The 20,756-nt window shown below is 69.3% G+C and carries 24 protein-coding genes, 1 tRNA gene and 1 pseudogene; 21 read left to right on the forward strand and 5 right to left on the reverse strand.

Annotated elements, in window-relative coordinates:
• The first annotated feature begins 352 nt into the window (after nucleotides 1-352).
• The 14 genes from OG819_RS09475 (at nucleotide 353) to OG819_RS09540 (ending at nucleotide 11,100) form a co-directional block, all read left to right on the forward strand.
• The gene (locus OG819_RS09475) at nucleotides 353-619 is read left to right on the forward strand and encodes a DUF6284 family protein (protein WP_266648919.1); all 267 of its coding nucleotides are present in this window, start codon (nucleotides 353-355) and stop codon (nucleotides 617-619) included.
• Entirely contained in the window at nucleotides 616-1,059 is a 444-nt protein-coding gene (locus OG819_RS09480) for a Pycsar system effector family protein (RefSeq protein WP_266648920.1), read from the forward strand. The genes OG819_RS09475 and OG819_RS09480 overlap by 4 nt, the downstream gene beginning before the upstream one ends.
• Nucleotides 1,056-1,955 carry a DUF2637 domain-containing protein gene (locus OG819_RS09485; protein WP_266648921.1) on the forward strand — a complete coding sequence of 300 codons (900 nt, stop codon included), beginning with the start codon at nucleotides 1,056-1,058 and terminating at the stop codon, nucleotides 1,953-1,955. Before OG819_RS09480 ends, OG819_RS09485 begins: the two co-directional genes overlap by 4 nt.
• Nucleotides 1,952-2,776, forward strand: a complete 825-nt coding sequence (locus tag OG819_RS09490) for a phosphoadenosine phosphosulfate reductase (RefSeq protein WP_266648923.1) — start codon at nucleotides 1,952-1,954, stop codon at nucleotides 2,774-2,776. The genes OG819_RS09485 and OG819_RS09490 overlap by 4 nt, the downstream gene beginning before the upstream one ends.
• Before the next feature lie 36 nt (nucleotides 2,777-2,812).
• Complete coding sequence (locus OG819_RS09495) at nucleotides 2,813-3,049, forward strand: hypothetical protein (protein WP_266648925.1); 237 nt, start codon at nucleotides 2,813-2,815, stop codon at nucleotides 3,047-3,049.
• Nucleotides 3,049-3,366: a hypothetical protein gene (locus tag OG819_RS09500; protein WP_266648927.1), complete on the forward strand. Its 318-nt coding sequence runs from the start codon at nucleotides 3,049-3,051 to the stop codon at nucleotides 3,364-3,366. Before OG819_RS09495 ends, OG819_RS09500 begins: the two co-directional genes overlap by 1 nt.
• A gap of 106 nt (nucleotides 3,367-3,472) precedes the next feature.
• Entirely contained in the window at nucleotides 3,473-5,602 is a 2,130-nt protein-coding gene (locus OG819_RS09505; RefSeq protein WP_266648929.1) for an FtsK/SpoIIIE domain-containing protein, read from the forward strand.
• A 204-nt stretch (nucleotides 5,603-5,806) separates the two neighbouring features.
• Nucleotides 5,807-6,277, forward strand: a complete 471-nt coding sequence (locus OG819_RS09510) for a hypothetical protein (protein ID WP_266648931.1) — start codon at nucleotides 5,807-5,809, stop codon at nucleotides 6,275-6,277.
• Between the two features lie 19 nt (nucleotides 6,278-6,296).
• Entirely contained in the window at nucleotides 6,297-6,839 is a 543-nt protein-coding gene (locus OG819_RS09515) for a hypothetical protein (RefSeq protein ID WP_266648933.1), read from the forward strand.
• A 90-nt stretch (nucleotides 6,840-6,929) separates the two neighbouring features.
• Nucleotides 6,930-7,844: a bifunctional DNA primase/polymerase gene (locus OG819_RS09520; RefSeq protein ID WP_266648935.1), complete on the forward strand. Its 915-nt coding sequence runs from the start codon at nucleotides 6,930-6,932 to the stop codon at nucleotides 7,842-7,844.
• Nucleotides 7,841-8,194 carry a hypothetical protein gene (locus tag OG819_RS09525; RefSeq protein WP_266648936.1) on the forward strand — a complete coding sequence of 118 codons (354 nt, stop codon included), beginning with the start codon at nucleotides 7,841-7,843 and terminating at the stop codon, nucleotides 8,192-8,194. Before OG819_RS09520 ends, OG819_RS09525 begins: the two co-directional genes overlap by 4 nt.
• On the forward strand, nucleotides 8,191-9,336 hold the full coding sequence (locus tag OG819_RS09530; protein ID WP_266648937.1) for a DUF3631 domain-containing protein: 1,146 nt from the start codon (nucleotides 8,191-8,193) through the stop codon (nucleotides 9,334-9,336). Before OG819_RS09525 ends, OG819_RS09530 begins: the two co-directional genes overlap by 4 nt.
• 193 nt (nucleotides 9,337-9,529) lie before the next feature.
• On the forward strand, nucleotides 9,530-9,739 hold the full coding sequence (locus OG819_RS09535; protein ID WP_266648938.1) for a helix-turn-helix domain-containing protein: 210 nt from the start codon (nucleotides 9,530-9,532) through the stop codon (nucleotides 9,737-9,739).
• Nucleotides 9,736-11,100 carry a tyrosine-type recombinase/integrase gene (locus OG819_RS09540; protein ID WP_266648939.1) on the forward strand — a complete coding sequence of 455 codons (1,365 nt, stop codon included), beginning with the start codon at nucleotides 9,736-9,738 and terminating at the stop codon, nucleotides 11,098-11,100. Before OG819_RS09535 ends, OG819_RS09540 begins: the two co-directional genes overlap by 4 nt.
• Before the next feature lie 153 nt (nucleotides 11,101-11,253).
• Here the strand turns inward: OG819_RS09540 and OG819_RS09545 are convergent.
• A tRNA-Tyr gene (locus OG819_RS09545) sits at nucleotides 11,254-11,335 on the reverse strand.
• 203 nt (nucleotides 11,336-11,538) lie between these two features.
• Between OG819_RS09545 and OG819_RS09550 the strand changes: the two genes are divergently transcribed.
• A complete protein-coding gene (locus OG819_RS09550; protein WP_054228329.1) occupies nucleotides 11,539-12,027 on the forward strand; it encodes a YajQ family cyclic di-GMP-binding protein in 489 nt (162 codons plus the stop codon).
• Between the two features lie 130 nt (nucleotides 12,028-12,157).
• Here OG819_RS09550 and OG819_RS09555 read toward each other — a convergent pair whose 3' ends face one another.
• On the reverse strand, nucleotides 12,158-12,424 hold the full coding sequence (locus OG819_RS09555; protein ID WP_266648942.1) for a GlsB/YeaQ/YmgE family stress response membrane protein: 267 nt from the start codon (nucleotides 12,422-12,424) through the stop codon (nucleotides 12,158-12,160).
• 171 nt (nucleotides 12,425-12,595) lie between these two features.
• Here OG819_RS09555 and OG819_RS09560 point away from each other — a divergent pair, with 171 nt between their 5' ends.
• Nucleotides 12,596-13,843: an APC family permease gene (locus OG819_RS09560; RefSeq protein ID WP_266627512.1), complete on the forward strand. Its 1,248-nt coding sequence runs from the start codon at nucleotides 12,596-12,598 to the stop codon at nucleotides 13,841-13,843.
• 26 nt (nucleotides 13,844-13,869) lie between these two features.
• Here the strand turns inward: OG819_RS09560 and OG819_RS09565 are convergent, their stop codons facing one another.
• Both OG819_RS09565 and OG819_RS09570 read right to left on the reverse strand, forming a co-directional pair.
• On the reverse strand, nucleotides 13,870-14,436 hold the full coding sequence (locus OG819_RS09565; RefSeq protein ID WP_266627510.1) for an SMI1/KNR4 family protein: 567 nt from the start codon (nucleotides 14,434-14,436) through the stop codon (nucleotides 13,870-13,872).
• 272 nt (nucleotides 14,437-14,708) lie between these two features.
• The gene (locus tag OG819_RS09570) at nucleotides 14,709-15,029 is read right to left on the reverse strand and encodes a YccF domain-containing protein (protein WP_323138161.1); all 321 of its coding nucleotides are present in this window, start codon (nucleotides 15,027-15,029) and stop codon (nucleotides 14,709-14,711) included.
• Nucleotides 15,030-15,117: 88 nt separating this feature from the next.
• Here OG819_RS09570 and OG819_RS09575 point away from each other — a divergent pair, with 88 nt between their 5' ends.
• Complete coding sequence (locus OG819_RS09575; RefSeq protein ID WP_266627508.1) at nucleotides 15,118-15,519, forward strand: YccF domain-containing protein; 402 nt, start codon at nucleotides 15,118-15,120, stop codon at nucleotides 15,517-15,519.
• Between the two features lie 227 nt (nucleotides 15,520-15,746).
• Here the strand turns inward: OG819_RS09575 and OG819_RS09580 are convergent, their stop codons facing one another.
• A complete protein-coding gene (locus tag OG819_RS09580) occupies nucleotides 15,747-16,424 on the reverse strand; it encodes a GAP family protein (protein WP_266648944.1) in 678 nt (225 codons plus the stop codon).
• An 880-nt stretch (nucleotides 16,425-17,304) separates the two neighbouring features.
• Between OG819_RS09580 and OG819_RS09585 the strand changes: the two genes are divergently transcribed.
• From OG819_RS09585 to OG819_RS59495, 4 genes and pseudogenes are all read left to right on the forward strand, one after another.
• The gene (locus OG819_RS09585; protein WP_266627504.1) at nucleotides 17,305-17,778 is read left to right on the forward strand and encodes a hypothetical protein; all 474 of its coding nucleotides are present in this window, start codon (nucleotides 17,305-17,307) and stop codon (nucleotides 17,776-17,778) included.
• 115 nt (nucleotides 17,779-17,893) lie between these two features.
• Complete coding sequence (locus OG819_RS09590) at nucleotides 17,894-19,246, forward strand: Dyp-type peroxidase (RefSeq protein ID WP_266627502.1); 1,353 nt, start codon at nucleotides 17,894-17,896, stop codon at nucleotides 19,244-19,246.
• A 55-nt stretch (nucleotides 19,247-19,301) separates the two neighbouring features.
• Entirely contained in the window at nucleotides 19,302-20,432 is a 1,131-nt protein-coding gene (locus OG819_RS09595) for a catalase family protein (RefSeq protein WP_266648946.1), read from the forward strand.
• 156 nt (nucleotides 20,433-20,588) lie between these two features.
• A pseudogene (locus OG819_RS59495) lies at nucleotides 20,589-20,741 on the forward strand (IS256 family transposase); the annotation flags it as partial.
• Nucleotides 20,742-20,756 lie beyond the last annotated feature (15 nt).

Raw genomic sequence — 20,756 nt, forward strand, 5'->3', positions numbered from 1 at the left:
CCGGTGACCGCGAGCAACGGCCGGCGTGTGGGGACGTGGTCCCCCTTGCAGTGCACTTCCTTGTTCCTTCGATCTTCGGGAGTTCCGATGCGTCAACGACAGCGTTGGGCGTCGCCGTGATGGACCGGCTGGCGTCGCCTGTGCGGTAGCTCGGTCCACTTCTCTTCCAGCCTTCGCGGCGGCTCCTGCTGCGTCGGTTGCCTCCCCCGGCCGTCCGGTCCCGCACCTGCGGAGTCCGTACGGGCGGGGCGCGGGGAGCCGGATGTTCCGACCCCAACGGCAAGCGCCCCCGGTGCTCTAACACCGGGGGCGCGGTTCGGGCCGTTGCCACCTTGCAGGGAGAACACGACCCATGAACTCCATCGTCACTGTTCAGGACGCTGTTACCGCGTTCGCCGACTTCATGGAGCCGACGGCCGCGGAACTGGACGCGATCGACCGTGAGATGCCCGCCATCGAGGCGGACATCGACCTGTTGGACGCGCAGATCATCGCCCTAGACCGCACCCCCACCGAGCTGGACACCCGCCGCATCCGCCGGGCCCGCAGCGTGGCGCTGGCCCTGCGGCTGGTGCTCGCCAACCAGGTCACGCCGCTGGTTCCGGGGGTGGGCGCGTGAGCACCCCTCAGACGCTCGCCAACGCGCACGCTGAGGTGAAGGCCGAAATCGCGCGGACCGACACCAAGACCGGTCTACTGCTGGCGTTCGTCGGCGCCGTCCTCGCCGGCACGTGGACCGTCGCCAAGGACGTCCCCCTCACCGTCCCCGCGTACATCGCCGGCGGGCTCGGGATGGGCCTGCTGATCGCCGCGGCCGATCTGCTGCTGCGGGCGGTCCGGCCGAACCTGGGCGGTGGCCGCGGGTTCCCGCTGTGGGCGACGCTCACGGCCGAGGAGATCAGCGCCACCCTCTCCGGCGACCAGGCCGCGGACATCGCGGGACTGTCCCGGATCGCCGTCGCCAAGTTCACCAACCTGCGGCGCGCGGTCCATCTGACCCGTGCGGGCGGCGCCCTGCTCATCCTCGCGGCCCTGCTCACGCTCGGGGGTGCGGCATGAACCGCACGGGCAGGATCCTGCTGGTGACGGCGCTGGTCGCGGTCGTCGCGATGGCGTTCCGAGTCTCGTGGAACGCGTTGCGGGACATCGCCAATGCCATCGGCGCGGACCATACGGCCGCGACGCTCTACCCGTTCGTGGTCGATGGCCTGATGGCCCTCGCGCTGGTCGCGACGCTCGTTCTGGTCGGACGGGACCGGACGTTCGCGCTGCGGGTGCTGGGCGCCTACACGCTCGCCTCGCTGGTCCTCAACTACGTCCACGGGCTCGTTCCCGAGCTGCACGGCCGGACGGTCGATTGGGGTCGGCTCGCGGACTGGGATCCGGCGAACTGGGCGCTCGTGCTGCTGGCCACCTCGCTTCCGGTCGGGTCGATCTACTTCGGATCCGATCTGGTCGCGAAGGTCCTGCACCACCGCCCCGCCCCGATCCCCGCCTTAGACGCGAATGCGGAGGAATCTACCGAGAGTGTGAGTAATCGGTCTACGGCTGACCTCGCGGAATCGACTCCCGCGCCCCTGCCCGTGGCCCCGGTGCGGATGCCCGATCCGGTGGCAGTGGAGTTCGTGAAGTCGACTCTCCCCCTCAAGCCCGTCCCGACCACCCTCGCCCCGACTCCCGCCCCTGCGATCGAGCGGCACGCGGTGGCTGCGGCCGAGTCGACCCGCCCGCGCCGGGCGACGGGTCGGGTTCCCGAGGTGGCCCGATCGAGCCGGCCGAGGCGCACGCCGGATCAACTGCTCGCCGAAGCCCGCGCGGTGACCGCCGACTGGCCGGACGCGAAGCTCACGGCCGAGGGGATCCGCCTCGCGGTGCACACCTCGCCGAAGAACGCCCGGGCGCTGCGCGAGACTCTGCGCACCGAGCGGGCCCCCAGGGCGGGGGTATCCCGATGACCGACACCCGCACGGATGGGATCAAGGCGTTCAGCTTCGGCGGTGGGGTGCAGTCGACAGCCGCTCTGGTCCTCGCGGCCACGGGCGAGCTGGACTACCGCACGTTCCTGATGGCCAACGTGGGCGACGATTCCGAGCACCCCGGAACCCTGCGCTACCTGCACCAGTACGCCATCCCCTACGCCGAAGCACACGGCCTTGAGCTGGTCGTCCTCGACCGCGTCATGAAGCGCTCCGGCGAGATCCGCACCCTGTATCAGGACCTCACCCGCGAGGGCTCGCGGTCGCTGAAGATCCCGGTGCGGATGTCGAACGGGGCCCCGGGCACCCGCTCCTGCACGGCCAGCTTCAAAATCGCCGTCATCGGCGACGAGCTCAAACGCCGCGGGGCAACGAAGGACACACCCGCCACGGTCGGCATCGGGATCAGCCTCGACGAGATCGCCCGCGCCAACAAACGCCGCTGCGAACCGCACGAGCTCATCGAATACCCGCTGTTGGAACGCGGGATCCGGCGCATCGACTGCGCCCGCATCATCCGCAGCGCGGGCCTGCCCGTGCCCCCGAAGTCATCGTGCTGGTTCTGCCCCTTCCACCGGCCCGAGACGTGGCACGACATGCGCCGCAACGAACCGGAGCTCTTCGAGCGGGCCTGCCAGCTCGAAGAGCTCCTCAACCGGCGCCGCGACGAACTCGGCAAAGACCACGTCTGGCTGACCCGCTTCAACCGGCCGTTGCGCAAAGCCATCCCAGACGGCGTGGACACCCTGCCGTTCGACGAATGGGACTCCGGCTGCGACTCCGGCTGGTGCATGACCTGACCGCTGAACACCCCGACCACACCGAGGAGTTCCGCTGTGAACAGCACCAATACCACTGCGCCCGCCGTCGCCTACTCCTGGCACGGCTGGGTGACCGTACGCGGCCAGGGCCGCGCGTTCGCCTCCGGCACCGTCACCGGCCCGCACGGCTACTGCCGCGCCCGGGCCCTGCGCGACATCGGCGCCTGGCTGGGCGCCCGCGGCTGCACCGGCCGCCTCGCCGACATCACCCTGCTGCCCGCCAACCTTTCTACCTCTTCTAGGAGTGCGTGATGGGCAACTCCGACATCCGCCGTCTGGACCGCGAGATCCGGCAGACGATGAAGAAGCTGGAAGCCGTCCGCCGGGGCGAGTGGTGGCCGCTGAACGGCTCGGAGCGGCGCGCCATGGCGCGCTCGCTGGCCGGCGGCGCCTACCGGGCCGCCCGCGGACGTAGCACCAACCGTGCCGAGGAGCAGATGGACAGCACGGGTTCGGCGGCTGAGATGCGGCTGAACGCGGAGCTGACCGCCCTGCACGGCGAGCGTCAGCGGCTCATCACCGAGGCCGCCCGCGCCAAGGCCGCCAAGAAGTCTTCCGGCTGGTTCTGACCAGCCCGCACCACCCGCCGGGGTGACCGCCCCCTGCCACGGACACGGCCACCCCGGCGCCCTCCACAACTCCCGCCCCAAAGGGGCAGTCAGGAGAACCCTCAGCATGTCTGAGAACGTCGTTCACCTCCACAAGCCCACCGACCCCCCGACCGACGACGCGGCGCCCACGGTGCTGACCGTCGTGCCCGACGCCCCGCCGGCGGCCCCGGTGCCGCTGTGGGTGCGCTCCGGCCGCGCGGTCAAGACCGTGGTCACGCACGAGACCACGAAGACGACCGCCCGCGCCGTCGCCCGGCACGGCCTCTACACGTTCAACGGGGGCCGGATCGTGGCCCGCCGCGCCTGGGACGGCAAGACCGGAGCCCGCTACGAGCGCATGATCCGTACGGCCGAAGCCGCGGGGAACCTGGAAGCGGCCGAGGAGTGGGAGGAGCGGTTGCAGCGCTTCCGCGCCGCCCGCCACCACCGCCGCATGGACCTCCTGCACTCGCCCGTAGAGGCCGCCAAGGGCATTGCGGTCGGCACCGGGGTGGGCATCGGCGTGCTGGTCGCGCTCGGGGTCGTGATGGCCATCAACAACCACGACGCCCGCGACGTCATCACCCCACTCCGAGCCACCATCGAGTTCATCGCCCTGCTCATCCGGATCGTGCAGGTCGTATGGGGTCCGGCCCTCACGATCGGCCCGTTCCTCGCCCTGCTCGCCCTGTGGACCGTCGGCAGCAAGCAGCAGGCCGCCCCGCAGTGGGCACTGCCCGACAACGTCCGCAACAGCGAGGGTGAGCCGATCACCCCGTCCATCGTGGTCAAGGCGCTGCGGGACCTGGGGGTGCCCGCGCTGCGCAACGCCATCAAGGAGATGGGCGACGCCGGCGCGTCCATGCTGGGACCGATCCGGATCGCCGGATGCGGCGTGGAGGTCGACGTCACGCTCCCGTCCGGGGTGGCAACGAACGAGGTGCAGGCCAAGCGCCGCAAGCTCGCCGAGAACCTCACCCGGCACGAGCACGAGGTGTTCATCACCATCCCGGAAGCGGCCCGCACGGTCCGGCTGTGGATCGCCGATTCCGGGGCGCTGGACGAGCCGATCGGCCCCTCTCCGCTGGTCACCGACGAGACGATGACTGCGAACTACAAGACCGGTAAGGCCCCGTGGGGCCAGGACCTGCGCGGCGACGCCGCCGCGATCAGCCTGTATCAGCGGCACCTGTTGGTCACGGGCCTGTCCAACCAGGGCAAGACCGCAGCCCTGCGCGCCCTCGCCCTGTGGCTGGCCCTGGACCGCAACGTGCAGTTCTGGATCGCCGACCTCAAAGGCATCGGCGACTGGGCCGTGTTCGAGGGCATCGCGAAGATGCTGATCGAGGGCCCCTCCGACGACCACTGCATCCAGGCGACCGAGATGGTCGAGGACGCCGTGGAGGAGATGAACCGCCGGATCGAGGCGCAACGCCGGGACCCGAGCATCGTCTTCCCGCCGCTGATCGTGCTGGTGGACGAAGCACAGAAGGCGTTCATGTGCCCGGCCAAGGGCGAGGACAAGCGGCCCTACGGCGGCTCCAAGGCCACGTCCCGCTACTTCATGGCCGTCCGTGAGATCCACAACCAGGGCCGTGCGGTCGACGTGCTGATGTGGCAGGGCACCCAGGACCCCACCGACCAGAACCTTCCCAAGCTGGTCCGCGAGGGCGCCCACACCCGCGCCTCCCTCGTGGTGGGAACCGAGTCACAGGCTGAGATGGCCCTCGGTGCCAAAGCCGTCAACGCCGGCGCCGCTCCGCACCTGCTGCGTCAGGGTCTGGACAAGGGAACCCTCGTGGTCGCCTCCGACGGCATCGACATCCCGGCCGGCCAGTCGTCCATCACGGTGCGGACCCACTTCATCGACGACGAGCCGGCCGCCGAGATCGCCGCACGGGCCAAGGCCCTGCGCGACGGCGTCGCCACCCTGCGCGCGGTCGACCGGGGCGAGGAGCGCGACGCGCTCGCCGACGTCGCCGCCGTCCTCGGCGACGCGCCCCGGCTGCGGACCAACGAAGTCCTCAAGCGGCTGCACGCCCTGGACCCGAGCACCTACGGCGACCAGTGGACCAACGACCGGCTCAAGAGCCTGTTGGAGGAGCACGGCGAGGAGCCGAAGAAGTCGCACGGGGTCATGGTCGTCCACCGCGATCACGTCCTGCGAGCGCTCGCCCACCGCGACGCCGAGGGTTCCGCTTCCGCCGCCGAGTAGCGGGGAGGCAAGGCCGTCCGGCCCGGGGAGGCGGGGAGAACTCCCCAACCCCCTCCCCGCCCCGCCTCCCCCACGTTGATCAGCGAAAACACCGTTTCGGGGAGGCGGGGAGGCGCCCCAGGTCAGACCCCGAAAACCCCCTCCACGTGCCCCCGGCGAGGGGGTGTCCCTGCCTCCCCACCCCAGCACCAGAAGGGATTCCGCATGTACCCCGAGCACACCGACCGCGCGCCCGCCGTACGGGCCCCGCAAGTCCACCAGCCCACCCCGCTCACCCCCGCCATGGCGCCGTACCCGGCGCACCTGGCCACCGTCCAGCCGCACACCGTGCCGGCGGTCGCGTCCGTTGTCCTGCCCGACGGACGGGTCGTCACCGGCTACGCCATCACCCCGATACAGCCCGAACCCCTCGCCGCCAAACCCGCCGTCTCCCGCGCCGCGGTGAACATCGCGCTCGGGGGCATCGGGTTCGGCGCGGTGTGCGGCGGGCTCGTGCTGCTCACCACGTTCATCGCCGCGCTCGCCGCGCTGATCCATCAGCTCATCATCCTCGCCGCCGTCATCTTCGGCGGCTGGGTCGCCGTGCAGGTCTTCGGCGCGCGCGGCCACCGCGGCGGCGCCACCACGGTCAACATCCGCAAAGCCGTCATCAAGCGCAGCCACTTCCACGGCTGAACACCCACAGAGGAGAACCGTGTTCGACATCCGCATCATCTGCGACCCCGCCGACGAGCCGGACATCACCCGCGCGTTGACCGCCGCGTTCGACTGCGACCCCATCCAGCGCCGCCCCGCCGACAACGGCCACCGCGTCCGCCTCTACACCAAGGCGTTCCACCCCGACCCCGCCGCGCTGCTCAACGACGCTCCCGAGGCGACCGAGGTGGGGCCGACAGCATGGCCGACGCCGGAAGACGCCTACGCCACCGCCCCCGGCATCACCTACGAGATCGCGTGGACCGCTTCCACCGCAAGGACGCTCGCCAAGAACCAGCACGGGCGCGACGTGGACCGTGAGTACTGGCTGCGCAAAGCCGCTCTGCTGGACCGCATCGCGCTGGAGTACGAGGCCGAAGGCGTCCGCAACGGAACGGACGAGGTCGCGGCCAACGCCGCTCGCCAGCTCATCGAGGCCGACTACAGCGGCGACCCGTACGGGCCGGATCACCCGGCCACGCTCGCCCACCCCCGCGGCTACGTCCGCCAGGAATACGCCCGCTGGGCCCAGAACCAGTAGCTACGCCAAGGGCGACCCCCACCTCTCGCCAAAGAACTCGGGGTCGCCCTTGCCAACCAGCCCACTACAGACCTGTTGGAGGTCTCCAGCATGACCCAACCGACCGACAGTCGGCGAGAGGCCTTACTCGCCGCCGCCCTGCACGCCGCCGGCCGCGGCTGGCACGTCTTCCCCCTCCGTCCCGGCACCAAGCGCCCCGCCCTCCACGGAGAGGCCACCTGCCCGCGCACCGGAGCGTGCGAGGCAGGCCACCGCAAGTGGGAGCAGCGCGCGACGACCGACCTCGAGCGCATCCGCGCCACCTGGTCGCAGGGCGCGTTCAACGTCGGGATTGCCACCGGTCCTTCCGGGCTGCTGGTCGTCGACCTCGACATGCCCAAGGACGACAGCAATGGGGACGCGCCTGACGGCGCGGCGACCTTCGGGGCGCTCTGCGAGCGCACCGGTCACGCCGTCCCCGACACCTACCGCACGCGGACCGCGAGCGGCGGCAGCCACCTGTACTTCGCGGCGCCGTCCGGGGTGCGGCTGGCCAACACGGCAGGAACGATCGCCCCGTTGGTCGACACCCGGGCATGGGGCGGCTACGTCGTCGCCGCGGGCAGCATCACCCCCGCCGGACCCTACGAAGCCGTACGCGGCCCCGTGGTGGCCTCTCTGCCCTCGTGGCTGCTGAGCATCCTGAAACCGGCCCCCAAGCCCGTACAGGCGCCCTCAGTGCCCGTAACGGCGCAATCCCGCCGATATGCGGACACCGCGCTCGGCAATGAGGTCCGCAACGTGTCCGGGGCCCAACTCGGCGAGCGCGAGGCGAGGTTGTTCCGGGCGGCGCGAGCCGTGGGGCGCTTCATCGCGTGGGGCGACCTCCCCCGGCACGAGGTGGAGCAGGCTCTTCAGGAGGCAGGCGAGGCGGTGGGACTGCCGCCGTCCCAGTGCCTCGCCACCCTGCGCAGCGCCCTCAACTGGTCCATCGCCCACAACCAGCGCCGGCGGGACGCGGCATGACCGCCCCCTCCCGTCCCCCTCTGAAGAGCGTCACCCCCACCACGGCCACGCCGCACGCCGCTCCACAGCCTGTGGACACACCGGCCGTGGGCGAGCCGAAGGGCGTCGCCGAAGGCGTCCCCATTGCCGTTCGCCCTGACCCGCAGACCGGAGACGGCCGCTACCCCGTCGCGTGGCTGCACATCTGCGCCCCGCGCGGCGCCGTACCGACGGCCACCTCGAGGTGCCTGTGCGGCAGGGACCGCAGCGCCGTCGGCAAAGCCCGCGTGCTCGCCCTGATTGCCGACCACGAAGCCCACCGCGACACCTGCCCGCTCCGCACTCCCCAGAAAGGGAGGACCGCCGCATGACCGACACCATCGACGGGGCCGCGCTGCTCAACGAGGTGGAAGCCTTCCACCGCCGCTTCAACGTCTTCCCGCACGAGGCCGCCTACGTCGCCGTCGCGCTGTGGGACGCGCACGCCCACCTGCTCGACTGCTTCGACTCCACCCCCCGCCTCGCGTTCCTCTCCCCGGAGCCGGGCTCGGGGAAGTCGCGGGCGCTGGAAGTCGTGGAAACCCTCGTGCCCGAGCCCATGACGGCCGTCAACGCGTCCGCCGCCGCCCTGTTCCGGTCCGTGTCCAATCCGAACGGACGGCCCACGATCCTGTTCGACGAAATCGACACCGTCTTCGGCCCCAAGGCCGGCGACAACGAGGAACTGCGCGGGTTCCTCAACGCCGGACACCGCCGCACCGGGGTCACCTACCGGTGCATCGGTGACGGCGGCAACCAGACCGTTCAGGCGTTCCCCTCGTACTGCGGGGTCGCGGTCGCCGGACTCGGCAACCTGCCCGACACGATCATGACCCGCTCCATCGTCATCCGCATGCGCCGGCGGGCCCGCAACGAACGTGTCGAGGCCTTCCGCGCCCGCATCCACGAGGCCGAGGGACACAAGCTCCGTGACCGCCTCGCCCAATGGGCCGAACACGCCCGCGGGTTCGTCATGGGCGCATGGCCGGACATGCCCGACGGCGTCACCGACCGGCCCGCCGACGTCTGGGAATCCCTGCTCGCCATCGCCGACGCGGCCGGCGGCGACTGGCCCGAACGGGCACGCAAGGCATGCGTCGCGCTGGTGACCGCATCCAGGGCCAACGACAAAGGCAGTCTCGGCATCCGGCTGCTGACCGACCTGCGTGACCACGTCATGGTCGGCATCGACCGCCTGCCCACCATCGCCATCCTCGACCGCCTCAACGCCCTCGACGACGCACCCTGGGCCGATCTCCAGGGCAAGCCACTCGACAGCCGGCGCCTGTCGAAGATGCTCTCGGAGTACATGACCGGCGACACCGAGCCCATCGCCTCCCGCAACATCAAGACCGCCGGAAGCGTCCTCAAGGGCTACTACGCCGCAGATCTCTGGGACGCGTGGGCCCGCTACTGCCCCCCTCCCCCGGAAAGTCCGCTACCTCCGCTACCTGGCATGGAAAACACCGCCTGACCAGCAGCGACGGGGTAGCGGCAACCGGCATCGCCACCCGCTACCCCGCCGCTACCCATCCGCTACCGCTACCCCTTTCCGCTACCTCAATCAGGCCCCTGACCTGCGCAGTAGCGGCGGTAGCGGAAGTAGCGCCCCTCAGAGAAGGGGGCCGAGAGCTCCCTCCACCCTTCTGCTCTTAGGAGTCCCCCGCATGGCCACCGCTGCCCGTCGGCGCCGCTCCCCCATAGACGAGTGGCTGCCGCTCACCGACGTGCTCACCGAACTGAACATCACCCGCGCCACCTGGTACCGCTGGCGCAACCGCGGGCTCGGTCCCGAGGCGAAGCTCACGCCGACCGGTCGCGTGCGCGTGCGCCGCAGCGCCCTGGACGCCTTCCTCGAAGAACTGGATGCTGCGTGACTGAGTGGAGCTACACCGTCAAGATCTGGGCCATCCGCAAGCGCGACTACCGGAAGCCCTACCAACTCCGCTGGAAGGTGGGCACGCGCCCGCACTCAGAGTCGTTCCTCACTTCGGGCCTGGCCGAGAGCCGACGAGCCCAGCTCATCACCGCGGCCCGCGAGGGTGAGGCGTTCGACGTGGACAGCGGACTGCCGAAGTCGCTGGTCGCCAAGGAGCGGGACATCTCGTGGTACGAGCACGCCCGCAATTACATCGAGATGAAGTGGGACGACTCCCCCGCCTCCACGCGGCGGACTCTCGCCGAAGCCATGGCCACGGTGACCCCCACGCTGGTGAAGGACACCAAGGGCATGCCGGACGCCAGGGTTGTGCGCACCGCCCTCTATAGCTGGGCGTTCAACAAGAACCGTTGGGAGGAAGACACCCCGGACGACGTCGCCAAGGCGCTGGACTGGTTCAAGCGGAAGTCGCTGCCCACCTCCGCCCTCTCCGACCGCTTGCTCGTACGGAGCACCCTCACCGCCCTCTCCAAGAAGCTGGACGGCAAGACCGCGGCGGCAGGAACGATCCGGCGGAAGCGAGCGATCTTCCACAACTCCCTGGAGTACGCGGTGGAGGCCGATCTCCTCACCGAGAATCCGCTCACCCGCATCAAGTGGAAAGCGCCGGAGCAGGTAGAAGAGGAGTTGGACCCTGCCTGTGTGCCGGACCCCGAGCAGGCCGCCAAGCTCTTGGATGCCGTGCGGGACCAGAGCCCCCGTGGGCGGCGTCTAGTCGCGTTCTTCGGCTGCATGTACTACGCCGCGGCGCGGCCGGCGGAAGTCATCGGGCTACGGCTCCAGGACTGCGACCTACCGCGCCGGGGGTGGGGCATGCTGCGACTCAGGGAGACGCGGCCCCGGTCGGGCTCAGCGTGGACAGACAGCGGGGAGGCTCACGACAAGCGGGGACTGAAGCACCGCTCGCGGAAGGCGGTCCGCCCCGTCCCGATCCCGCCTGAGCTGGTCGCCCTGCTGCGGTGGCACGTCACCGCGTATGGCACCGCGCCCGACGACCGACTGTTCCAGACCCGGCGCGGCGGGCTGATCCAGGACACCGGTTATGGCGAAGTCTGGGCCGAAGCCCGATCGCGCGCCCTGACACCCGCGCAACAGGAATCCCCGCTGGCCAAACGACCGTATGACCTTCGTCATACGGCGGTCTCCACGTGGCTCAGCTCTGGCGTGGAACCTCAGCTCGTGGCCAAGCGCGCCGGCCACAGTGTCGCCGTCCTCTTCCGGGTGTACGCCAAGTTCCTCAGCGACGGAGACGACGCCGCCAACGCCAAGATCTCCGCCCGTCTGGGGCGGCACGGCTGAGGGGTCGAAAATCCCGTCCACGCCCCGTCCACGCACTTCGAGACGGGGCGTTCGAATGCGAGACAGAGCGAGACAGCCCGTCCCGCGCGGCAGTGCATGACAAAGGCCCCGTGACCTGCGTAGAGGGCAGGTCACGGGGCCTTTATTCCCGTGTGGCGGCGCCAGGATTCGAACCTGGGAAGGCGAAGCCGGCAGATTTACAGTCTGCTCCCTTTGGCCGCTCGGGCACACCGCCGGGGTTGCTGCCCTGAGACCCGCTTTTCGGCGGTGCTCCCTGGCAACGACGTAAACGATACCTGATGCTCGGGGGTGCTTCGCCACCGGATTGATCTGCGCTTGGGGGGGGAGGGGATGGCTAGGCTTATGCGGATGCGGCCGGGGACCTACGCCGGGCTCGACGGCCGCCCCTACGCACCCCGATACAAGGAGCCACAGGACATGGCCGACTCCAGTTTCGACATCGTCTCGAAGGTCGAGCGGCAGGAGGTCGACAACGCCCTCAACCAGGCCGCCAAGGAAATCTCGCAGCGCTACGACTTCAAGAACGTGGGCGCCTCCATCTCCTGGTCCGGCGAGAAGATCCTGATGGAGGCGAACTCCGAGGAGCGCGTCAAGGCCGTTCTCGACGTGTTCGAGACCAAGCTGGTCAAGCGCGGTATCTCGCTGAAGGCGCTGGACGCGGGCGAGCCCCAGCTCTCCGGCAAGGAGTACAAGATCTTCGCGTCCATCGAGGAGGGCATCTCCCAGGACAACGCGAAGAAGGTGGCGAAGATCATCCGCGACGAGGGCCCGAAGGGTGTCAAGGCGCAGGTGCAGGGCGACGAGCTGCGCGTCAGTTCGAAGAGTCGTGACGACCTGCAGGCCGTGCAGGCGCTGCTCAAGGGCAAGGACTTCGACTTCGCGCTGCAGTTCGTGAACTACCGGTAGCTGTTGGCCGCCAGCCGGCTTCGGCCGGTGGTTCGTTGCGCGTACGACGAAAGTCGCGTGTACGAGGAGGGATGGGCACCCGGGGGTGCCCACCCCTCTCGCCTGCTGGCTGCGGCCTCGAGGCGTGCGCTCAACGGCGCGAGTCGCCGAACAGGATGCGGTAGAGGACGAGCAGGACGAGCGAGCCGCCGATCGCGGCGGCCCACGTGGCGCCGTCGTAGAAGTGCTTGGCGATCGGGTGTTCCAGCCAGCGCGCGGAGATCCAGCCGCCTATGAACGCGCCCGCGATGCCGATGACGGTCGTGCCGATGAAGCCGCCCGGGTCGCGGCCCGGCAGCAGGAATTTGGCGATGGCTCCGGCCAACAGTCCCAGAATGATCCAGCTGATGATGCCCATGCCCTGAACCTGCCTCTCCGCGCTGTGCCTGTGCTGTGCTCCTGCTCCGGACCCGTTGTGTCATGCCTTCGAGTCCGAGGAGCCGGTGGTCGTGACGGTGTTCGTCGCGCGTTGTCGGGGAGGACGCATCGTCGGCGGTGGTCGGTTGCAGCGATCAGTAGAGTGCCGCCCATGACACAGTCCGGATCCGAATTGCGGCGCACCCTGGGCGTTGGTGACGCCGTGGTCATCGGGCTCGGGTCGATGGTGGGTGCGGGGATCTTCGCCGCGTTGGGCCCCGCGGCACGGGCGGCCGGGTCAGGCCTGCTGCTCGGGCTCGCGGTCGCCGCCGTGGTCGCGTACTGCAACGCGATGTCCTCGGCGCGACTGGCCGCTGTGTATCCCGCCTCCGGTGGCACGTACGTGTACGGGCGCGAGCGGCTCGGCGCCTTCTGGGGGTATCTGGCGGGCTGGTCGTTCGTCGTCGGGAAGACGGCCTCCTGTGCGGCGATGGCGCTCACTGTGGGCGCCTACGTCTGGCCGGGGCAGGCGCACGCGGTGGCGGTCGGCGCGGTGGTGGCCCTCACCGCGGTGAACTACGGCGGCATGCAGAAGTCCGCCTGGCTGACCCGGGCGATCGTGGCGGCGGTCCTCGCGGTCCTCGCTTCCGTGGTGGTCGTGTGTCTCGGCTCGGACGCCTCCGACGCCGGGCGGCTGGACGTCGGGGCCTCGGGTGGCGCGGGCGGGATTCTTCAGGCGGCGGGGCTGCTGTTCTTCGCGTTCGCCGGGTACGCGCGGATCGCGACGCTCGGCGAGGAGGTACGGGATCCGGCACGCACCATTCCGCGCGCGATCCCGACGGCTCTGGGTATCGCGCTCGTGGTGTACGCGGCGGTCGCGGTCGCGGTCCTCTCGGTGCTGGGGCCGGACGGGCTCGGGCGCGCCTCGGCGCCGCTGGCCGACGCGGTGCGGGCGGCCGGTGTGCCGGGGCTCGTGCCGGTGGTGCGGGTGGGTGCGGCCGTGGCCGCGCTCGGCTCCCTCCTCGCCCTGATCCTGGGCGTCTCACGGACGACGCTGGCCATGGCCCGCGACGGTCGTCTGCCGGGCGCCCTGGCCGCCGTACATCCACGCTTCCAGGTGCCGCACCGAGCGGAGCTCGCCGTGGGCGCGGTGGTCGCCGCGCTGGCCGCGACGGTGGATGTGCGGGGCGCGATCGGCTTCTCCTCCTTCGGTGTGCTGGCGTACTACGCCGTGGCCAACGCGTCCGCCTGGACGCTGAGTCCGGCTCCGGCGGCGCGGGTGGTGCCGGTGGTGGGAATCGTCGGCTGCGTGACCCTGGCGTTCGCGCTGCCGGCGGTTTCGGTGGTCGTGGGCGCGGCTGTGCTGGGGGTGGGAGCGGCGGCGTACGGCGTGAGGGCGTGGGCGGCTGCCTCGCGGTAGCCGTCGGCCGGGCCCAGGGCCGGGTGCTACGAGGCCTGTGCCGCCGCCGTGCGTATGCGGAAGTCGGGCCACGGGGCCAAGTCCGTGTCGTCGTTGGACTCCTCGTACCAGCCGGAGCCCTCCAGCCAGGTGTCCAGCCACGTCTGCAGATCGGGTGCGTCCACGTACCAGGCGTGGTCGGCCTCGCCCGGGTTCGGCTCGAAGAGCAGGACTGTGCTCCGGGGGCTGCGGCAGTCCACGCACGCGTACATCCCGCAGCCCCAGTGGGATATCGGCAGGACGCCTTCGGGCCAGGGCCAGTCGGGGTCCTGGCGGCCGCTCTCACGGTGGGCGAGGTACTGCGGGACGGCGGCCGGCTCGCCGGACGGGGCGCCGTCGAGCAGCGGCAGCAGGCCGTACTCCGGACCAAAACCGCCGTCCCCTATCCGCAGATAGAGCGCGGCGAGCAGCGGCGGCAGAGGGAAGCCCAGGACGGCTTCGGCGCGGGCGACCGCCGCCGCGTCCACGGGCTCGGGGAGCGAAGGCCAGCCCCACGGGCGGGTGTTGCGGGCCTCCGTACCGACCCGTGCCAGCAACTGCTCGATTTCGGTCATGGATTCATGATGCAGCGCGCCACTGACAATCGGGCGGCCTGTGGATAACCCAACGGAGCGGAGCCCGTGGTGCGGGCCCGCTCCGCAGCCGCGGCCGGCTCACCCTGGGGCGCGCAGCCGAGCAGGTCGTAGCGGACGCGTGGCGCAGGGAGCGGGTCGGCGCAGAGTGTGTCGTCTTTGTCCTTGCGCAGGGCCCATATCGACTCAACGACGCCTCTGGTGCTGTACGCCGCCACGGCGTACTTCGGATGCTGCACCCCCGCACCGCCCTGTCAGCGCGTGGCGAACGGCTCGTCCGTGCTGACGATTTCGCGGCCCAGCGGGAGCAACGAGACGGGGATGAGCTTGAAGTTGGCGATGCCGAACGGGATGCCGATGATCGTGATGCACAGGAGGATGCCGGTAACGATGTGGGCGAGAGCGAGCCACCAGCCCGCGAGGACCAGCCACAGGACGTTGCCGATGCAGGAGGGCGCGCCCGCGTCGCGGCGCTCCACCGTCGTATAGCCGAAGGGCCACAGGGCGTAGACGCCGATACGGAAGGCAGCGATGCCAAAGGGGATCGTCTCGGAACGTTCCCGATCACGCCACAAGGCCGCTGCGGTTCCGCCTGAACGCCTGACGAGCTGATACTTGTCTTGGCAGGTAGTGTCGGCGGAGCGACCTGGAGAGGTACCGATCATGAAGCTGTTCAACCTGCTGTTGAACATTCTGTGGCTCGTCTTCTGCGGCATCTGGATGGCGATCGGGTACCTGATCGCGGCGCTGGTGTGCTTCATCTTGATCGTCACCATCCCGTTCGGCATCGCGTCGCTGCGTATCGCGGGATTCGTGCTGTGGCCGTTCGGCCGAACTACTGTAGAGCGACCGGATGCCGGGGCGCCCTCTTGTATCGGCAACGTCCTGTGGTTGGTCTTCGCGGGCTGGTGGCTTGCTCTGGCGCACTTGATCACGAGTATCCCGCTGTTCCTGTCGATCATCGGTATCCCGTTTGGGTGGGCCAACCTGAAGCTCATCCCGATCTCGCTCATGCCGCTTGGGCGTGAGGTGGTTGCGACGGATCAGCGGTTCGGCGGGCGCTGACCGAGGTCGCCGCTCGGGGGTTGACGTTTCTCTCCCCTGCTTCGACTGCGGCGTGTGCCCGCAGATGCCGTGCGCACAGCAATCAGCCGCTTGACGTCAGAGATGGGGCACGTCATGGCTGGGGCGGTCGGCTCCACGGCTTTGCGCAGCCACTTTGGCGCGAGCCCCGAAGATCTCTCTGTTGCACGTCTGTGATCGGGCCACACCGCCACGCGTGGGTAGGCCTGTCAGGAGGTGAGGACGGAGATGCCGTCTCCGAGCAGTTTCAACCCGAGAACGAAGAACAGGACCGCCATCACGGCAACATTGTGCTGGGCTGCCCAGTCTTTCCAATTGCCGAGCGTGGTTTTGGCTCGCTCTCCCCCGAGGAGGAAGACTCCCAGTGGGGCCAGAAGGCCGAGGGTGGCGATCAGGACGAAGATTGCCAGCGATGCGATCTGCTGCCCGACCGGCAGTCCGGCTGAGCCAATGGAGGCGGCCGCGGCGATGGTCAGCGGGGCGTTCTTGGCGTTGAGCGCGGCCAGGGCCAATCCGAGTCCGAAGACCTTGACCGGCGTGAGGCGGTCGATCGCGCCCATCCACTTCGGCAGCTTGGCTTGTGAGGGATCCTTCGGGCGCCGATGCCATTGCCGGGCGCCGAAGAGGACGAGGAACAGGCCCAGGGCGAGCTTGAGGGCTCCCACCCAGGTGGCCGGGTGATTGTGGGAGGAGGCACCTGCCGGGGAAGCGATCGCCAGCATCACCGCGCCCAGTACCGAGAGCCCCAGGATCCAGCCGACGGTGAAGAGGGGTCCGTTGAGACGTCCCCGAGGCGTGGCGAGTATGAGGATGATGGCGATGATCGGGAGCGGGCTGATCGCGACGCCGGCCGCAAGGCCCAGCACGTCACCGAGAACTTTGCCCATGGTTACCTCCAGAGGGGGATCAGGGCGGCGATCCGGTTGAGCCAGGCTTGGCGGACGTGCGTAGGCAGCCGCAGGACTGCCGTGGACATGCCCGGGTCTTGCGGGAAGACCCTGGGCCGTGTGTTGCTGCCTCTCCGGAAGTGGTCCTTCTGAACGGCGACCTCCTCGGCGGTCAGCACCCGTCCGGCACCTTTCCCAGACGTTTCAGACTGCTGAGCGCCTCGTCGCTCAAACCCCCATACGGTGCAGCGGGGACGGCGCCTGGGTGTAGCTACGGGTGGTTACGCAGCTGCGCCGCCATCTTCACAGCCACGCGGAAGCGGCTGCTGCCGGAGAACGCGACGACGACGCCACGTCTCAATGCCATCTTCCTGCGCCTTTCCGGATCTGTCCTCGGGAGTTCCTCAGGACGCGGGGACCCTGGCCTTGGCCTGCTGGCCACCCGCGTGGCCGCCTTCCCGGAACTGGACGACAAGTCGTCACCCGAGGCAGCTTTCTTTCTCGGCACCCTGACGGACGAGGCACGTCCCTACGGTCTATCGGGCACGGACCGTAGCCGGTTATTGCGGGGAGTCGTGAAGTGGTCAGGCCGGACCCCCGCTGTGGCGGAGCTCCTCCAAGATCCGCCGCCGGGTGATCACATGCGCCATGGCTGGGAGTGCGAGGTGGTGTGTGTGGCGTAAGGATTAAAGGCGAGGGCGATGGCGCCTCATGCCCGAGCGCTTGGCGACCCTCGGACCGATTCGTGGCAGGAGAATTCACGATGACTGCGACGACAGGTGCAGCCCCATCAGCTCAGCCCCAGCGCCCGGGTAGGTCGGACGGGGTCTGTAACGAGTTCACCGTCTTCACCAAGATCAAGCCGGGCCACGCTGACGCCTTGCGTGAGGATCTCGCCGCGATGGCCGACGCGGCGGCTGACGAGAACGTCCATGCGGCGGTGCGCCAGATCGGCACCCTGCACGACGCACGGCACGTGATCTTCGACAACGACACCCGGTTCATGTTCGCCAGTGTCTTCGACGGCTCCTGGGACAACTACATCGACGACTTCGCCCAGACGGTGGTCGGGTCCCGCTTCGACAAGGTCTTCTCGCACAGCGAAGGGTTCCCCGGCGTCACCGATCCAGGGGTGAAGGACTGGTTCGTCGCCCAGCAGGAGCCCGCGGGGGTCTTCGTCAGCGCCTATCCCGATCTGACCGTTCAGCAGATCTACAAGGACCACCGCGTGGAGGAGGCGTTCGAGGCGGTGCTGGACACCGCTGAGTTCCGCGCGGCGCTGGACAACCCGGCGAACGCCGACTTGCTGGCCACGCCGGCCTTCCAGAAGCTGATGGAGGAAGCCGCGGCCTAGAACCCGAACACACCCACCCCTCAGAGCCGACCCGACATCGGTGGACCGCGTCGGGCGCGGGTCGGCCGCTTGCAGGTCTGCCCAGGCAAAGGCCGACATGGAGACACAGGCGATCATGAACACGACGGCAAGCAGCAGCGCGGCCAGCGTGCGCGTCGAGATCGACGACGTCCAAAGCGGGGCACTGCGTCCACGGCCCGTGCCGTACGAGGGAAAGTTCATCTTCCTGCGCGTCGACGACCGCCACGCCGGGCGCGCCCTGCTGCGGCGGCTGCTCCCGGTGACCTCGGGCGGTCTGCCAGGCGTGGACCGGAGCCAGGATGCCTGGGTGGCTGTGGCGTTCACCTACCAGGGACTGAGGGCCCTGGGGGTGCCCCAGGAGTCGCTGGACAGCTTTCCGCGGGCGTTACGCGAGGGCATGGCCGCTCGGGCGGAACTGATCGGCGACGTGGGCGAGAGCGCCCCGGCCCACTGGGAGGCACCGTTCGGAACGGGCGATGTCCATATCGCGTTGAGCGCCCTCTCTTCCAATGCCGCGCAGCTGGACAAGGAGCTGGAGCGGGCCCGCGTCGCCTACGAGGACACGCCCGGTGTCCAGGTGATCTGGCAGCAGGAGGTCCGCCAGCTCCCGACCGGACGCACCACCTTCGGCTTCCGTGACGGCATCAGCCATCCGAACATTGAGGGCGTCGGACTGCCCGGCTCCAACCCGCAGGAAGCCCCCATCAAGGCGGGCGAGTTCATCCTCGGCTACCCCGACGAAACCGGCAATCTGCCGCCCATGCCCAGCCCCGATGTGCTGGGGCGCAACGGAACCTACGCGGCCGTTCGCAAGATCCACACCAACGTGGCGGCCTGGCGGCAGTACCTGCGCGCGAACACCTCCAGCGCCCAGGAGGAGGCACTCCTGGCGGCGAAGATGGTCGGACGCTGGCCCAGCGGGGCGCCGCTGACGCTGACGCCGGAGCACGATGATCCAGAGCTGGCGGCCGATCCGCACCGCAACAACAACTTCCTGTACCGGGAGAACGACGATCGCGGCTTCCGTTGCCCCGCCGGTGCGCACATCCGGCGCACCAACCCCCGTGATTCCACCATCATCGGCGACGCACGGATGCACCGCCTCATCCGCCGCGGCACCACCTACGGCCCGCCGCTGCCCGAGGGCGTACTGGAAGACGACGGTGCCGACCGCGGCCTCGTCGGAGTCTTCATCGGCGCCCACCTGCAACGGCAGTTTGAGTTCATCAAGGCCGAGTGGGTCAACGACGGCAACTTCATCGGCTACCCCGGTGAGAAGGACCCGGTGGCCGGGCATCACGGCGGAACCGGCAGCGTCACCATCCCGGAGAAGCCGGTCCGGCGCCGCCTGCAAAACCTGCCCAGCTTCGTGGTCACCCGGGGCGGTGAGTACTGCTTCGTGCCGGGTCTGCGCGCCCTGCGCTGGCTCGCCGAACTGGAGGACTGAGGGCAGTTCCTCCCCCCTGAGGCCCCACCACGGTCTTCGAGAAGAGGTCGACGTCATGGCAGCACAGTTCGTCCCCTACACGCCGGACGTCGAAGACGACGACCCGCACTTCGACCAGTATCTGCAGACGGTGATCGCAAAGACCGAGAGCTACATCGCCGAGTCGGTCAGAGCCGGTGGCACGGGAAGCGCCCTCCGTGACGCCCACGCCAAGGGCTACGGGCTGGTCCGGGGGGAAGTGGAGATCCTGGACGGGCTTCCCCCCGAGTACGCCCAAGGCATCTACGCGACTCCGGGAACCCACGATGCGCTCATCCGCTTCTCCAACGGATCGCCTCACGCCGGAGCCGACGCGCGACTGGGCGCCGCCACCGGACTGGCGCTGAAGATCTTCGACATCCCCGGCCCGACCCTGCTGGAAGACGAACCGGACACGGGCACCTTCGACTACGCCAACATCAACGGACCGATCTTCTTCTGCAACACGGTCGAGCACTACCTGTTCATCCAGGAATTGTTCCTGAACGCGCCGGCGTACTTCTCCCAGGGCCGACCCGGTGCGCGTCGTTTCTTCACCGATTTCGTGACCGGAAAGGGAACGCTGGACCAGGACAACTGGGCGTGGGATGAGTTCCTGGCCTTCCTGCGTCTGTCAAAGACCCCTCCGGCAAACCTGCTGCTTTCGAGCTACTGGACGATGGGCGCGGTCCGGCACGGGGACTACATCGCCAAGGTGCGTATCACCCCCGACCCGCTCTTCGCCGCCGCGGTGGTCCGGCGCGACATCGACCCGACCTCGGGGGTAGAGGTCTTCCGACCAGCCCTGCAGGCCGAGCTGCAAGAACGGCCGTACGCCTTCGACATCCAGGTACAGCTCTGCACCGACCTGGAGCGCATGCCGGTGGAGGACACCACCGTGGAGTGGCCCGAACAGCTCTCGCCGCCCGTCACCGTGGCCAAGCTGCGGCTGCCTCAGCAGGACATCTCCGGCCCGGAAAACTTGGAGAAGATGGACGTGTTGTCCTTCACACCCTGGCGGGTTACAGCCGAGCACGCGCCCCTCGGCAACATCATGCGGACCCGTAAAGAGGTCTACCGGTACTCCTCCATCGAGCGCCACAAGCTCAACCAGCAGCCGCGCGTAGAGCCGCGCAGTGCCGACGAGGTACTTGGCCCGGCCCAATGAGGGACTGTCCTAAAGATTGTGTATGCCCCGGTGTGACCTAGATGGCATGAGGTGGGACCTCTGCCGGGAAGGATCACCATGGGGACCAAGAGCGAGCACCCCCGCGAGGACTCGAACATCGTACGTACGGGGGCTGAGTTGGCGAGACTGGCGGAGCTGGACCGGGAGTTGGCCGGGCAGTTGGTGGCCCGGGCCCGCGCCGAAGGCGTGAATCTGGTCGGGGAGAACGGGCTGCTGAAGGGGCTGGTGAAGCTGGTCCTGGAGGGGGCTCTGGAGGCTGAGATGAGTGAGCATCTCGGCTATGAGAAGGGCGATTCGGCCGGC

This window comes from Streptomyces sp. NBC_01549, assembly GCF_026339955.1.
GTDB lineage: Bacteria > Actinomycetota > Actinomycetes > Streptomycetales > Streptomycetaceae > Streptomyces.

Coding starts and splice junctions, on each gene's coding strand:
- OG819_RS09485 (WP_266648921.1), top strand. CDS start 1,056: ATGAACCGCACGGGCAGGATCCTGCTGGTGACGGCGCTGGTCGCGGTC.
- OG819_RS09490 (WP_266648923.1), top strand. CDS start 1,952: ATGACCGACACCCGCACGGATGGGATCAAGGCGTTCAGCTTCGGCGGT.
- OG819_RS09550 (WP_054228329.1), top strand. CDS start 11,539: ATGGCCGACTCCAGTTTCGACATCGTCTCGAAGGTCGAGCGGCAGGAG.
- OG819_RS09505 (WP_266648929.1), top strand. CDS start 3,473: ATGTCTGAGAACGTCGTTCACCTCCACAAGCCCACCGACCCCCCGACC.
- OG819_RS09530 (WP_266648937.1), top strand. CDS start 8,191: ATGACCGACACCATCGACGGGGCCGCGCTGCTCAACGAGGTGGAAGCC.
- OG819_RS09595 (WP_266648946.1), top strand. CDS start 19,302: ATGGCAGCACAGTTCGTCCCCTACACGCCGGACGTCGAAGACGACGAC.
- OG819_RS09500 (WP_266648927.1), top strand. CDS start 3,049: ATGGGCAACTCCGACATCCGCCGTCTGGACCGCGAGATCCGGCAGACG.
- OG819_RS09535 (WP_266648938.1), top strand. CDS start 9,530: ATGGCCACCGCTGCCCGTCGGCGCCGCTCCCCCATAGACGAGTGGCTG.
- OG819_RS09555 (WP_266648942.1), bottom strand. CDS start 12,424: ATGGGCATCATCAGCTGGATCATTCTGGGACTGTTGGCCGGAGCCATC.
- OG819_RS09475 (WP_266648919.1), top strand. CDS start 353: ATGAACTCCATCGTCACTGTTCAGGACGCTGTTACCGCGTTCGCCGAC.
- OG819_RS09580 (WP_266648944.1), bottom strand. CDS start 16,424: ATGGGCAAAGTTCTCGGTGACGTGCTGGGCCTTGCGGCCGGCGTCGCG.
- OG819_RS09575 (WP_266627508.1), top strand. CDS start 15,118: ATGAAGCTGTTCAACCTGCTGTTGAACATTCTGTGGCTCGTCTTCTGC.
- OG819_RS09525 (WP_266648936.1), top strand. CDS start 7,841: ATGACCGCCCCCTCCCGTCCCCCTCTGAAGAGCGTCACCCCCACCACG.
- OG819_RS09560 (WP_266627512.1), top strand. CDS start 12,596: ATGACACAGTCCGGATCCGAATTGCGGCGCACCCTGGGCGTTGGTGAC.
- OG819_RS09590 (WP_266627502.1), top strand. CDS start 17,894: ATGAACACGACGGCAAGCAGCAGCGCGGCCAGCGTGCGCGTCGAGATC.
- OG819_RS09565 (WP_266627510.1), bottom strand. CDS start 14,436: ATGACCGAAATCGAGCAGTTGCTGGCACGGGTCGGTACGGAGGCCCGC.
- OG819_RS09510 (WP_266648931.1), top strand. CDS start 5,807: ATGTACCCCGAGCACACCGACCGCGCGCCCGCCGTACGGGCCCCGCAA.
- OG819_RS09520 (WP_266648935.1), top strand. CDS start 6,930: ATGACCCAACCGACCGACAGTCGGCGAGAGGCCTTACTCGCCGCCGCC.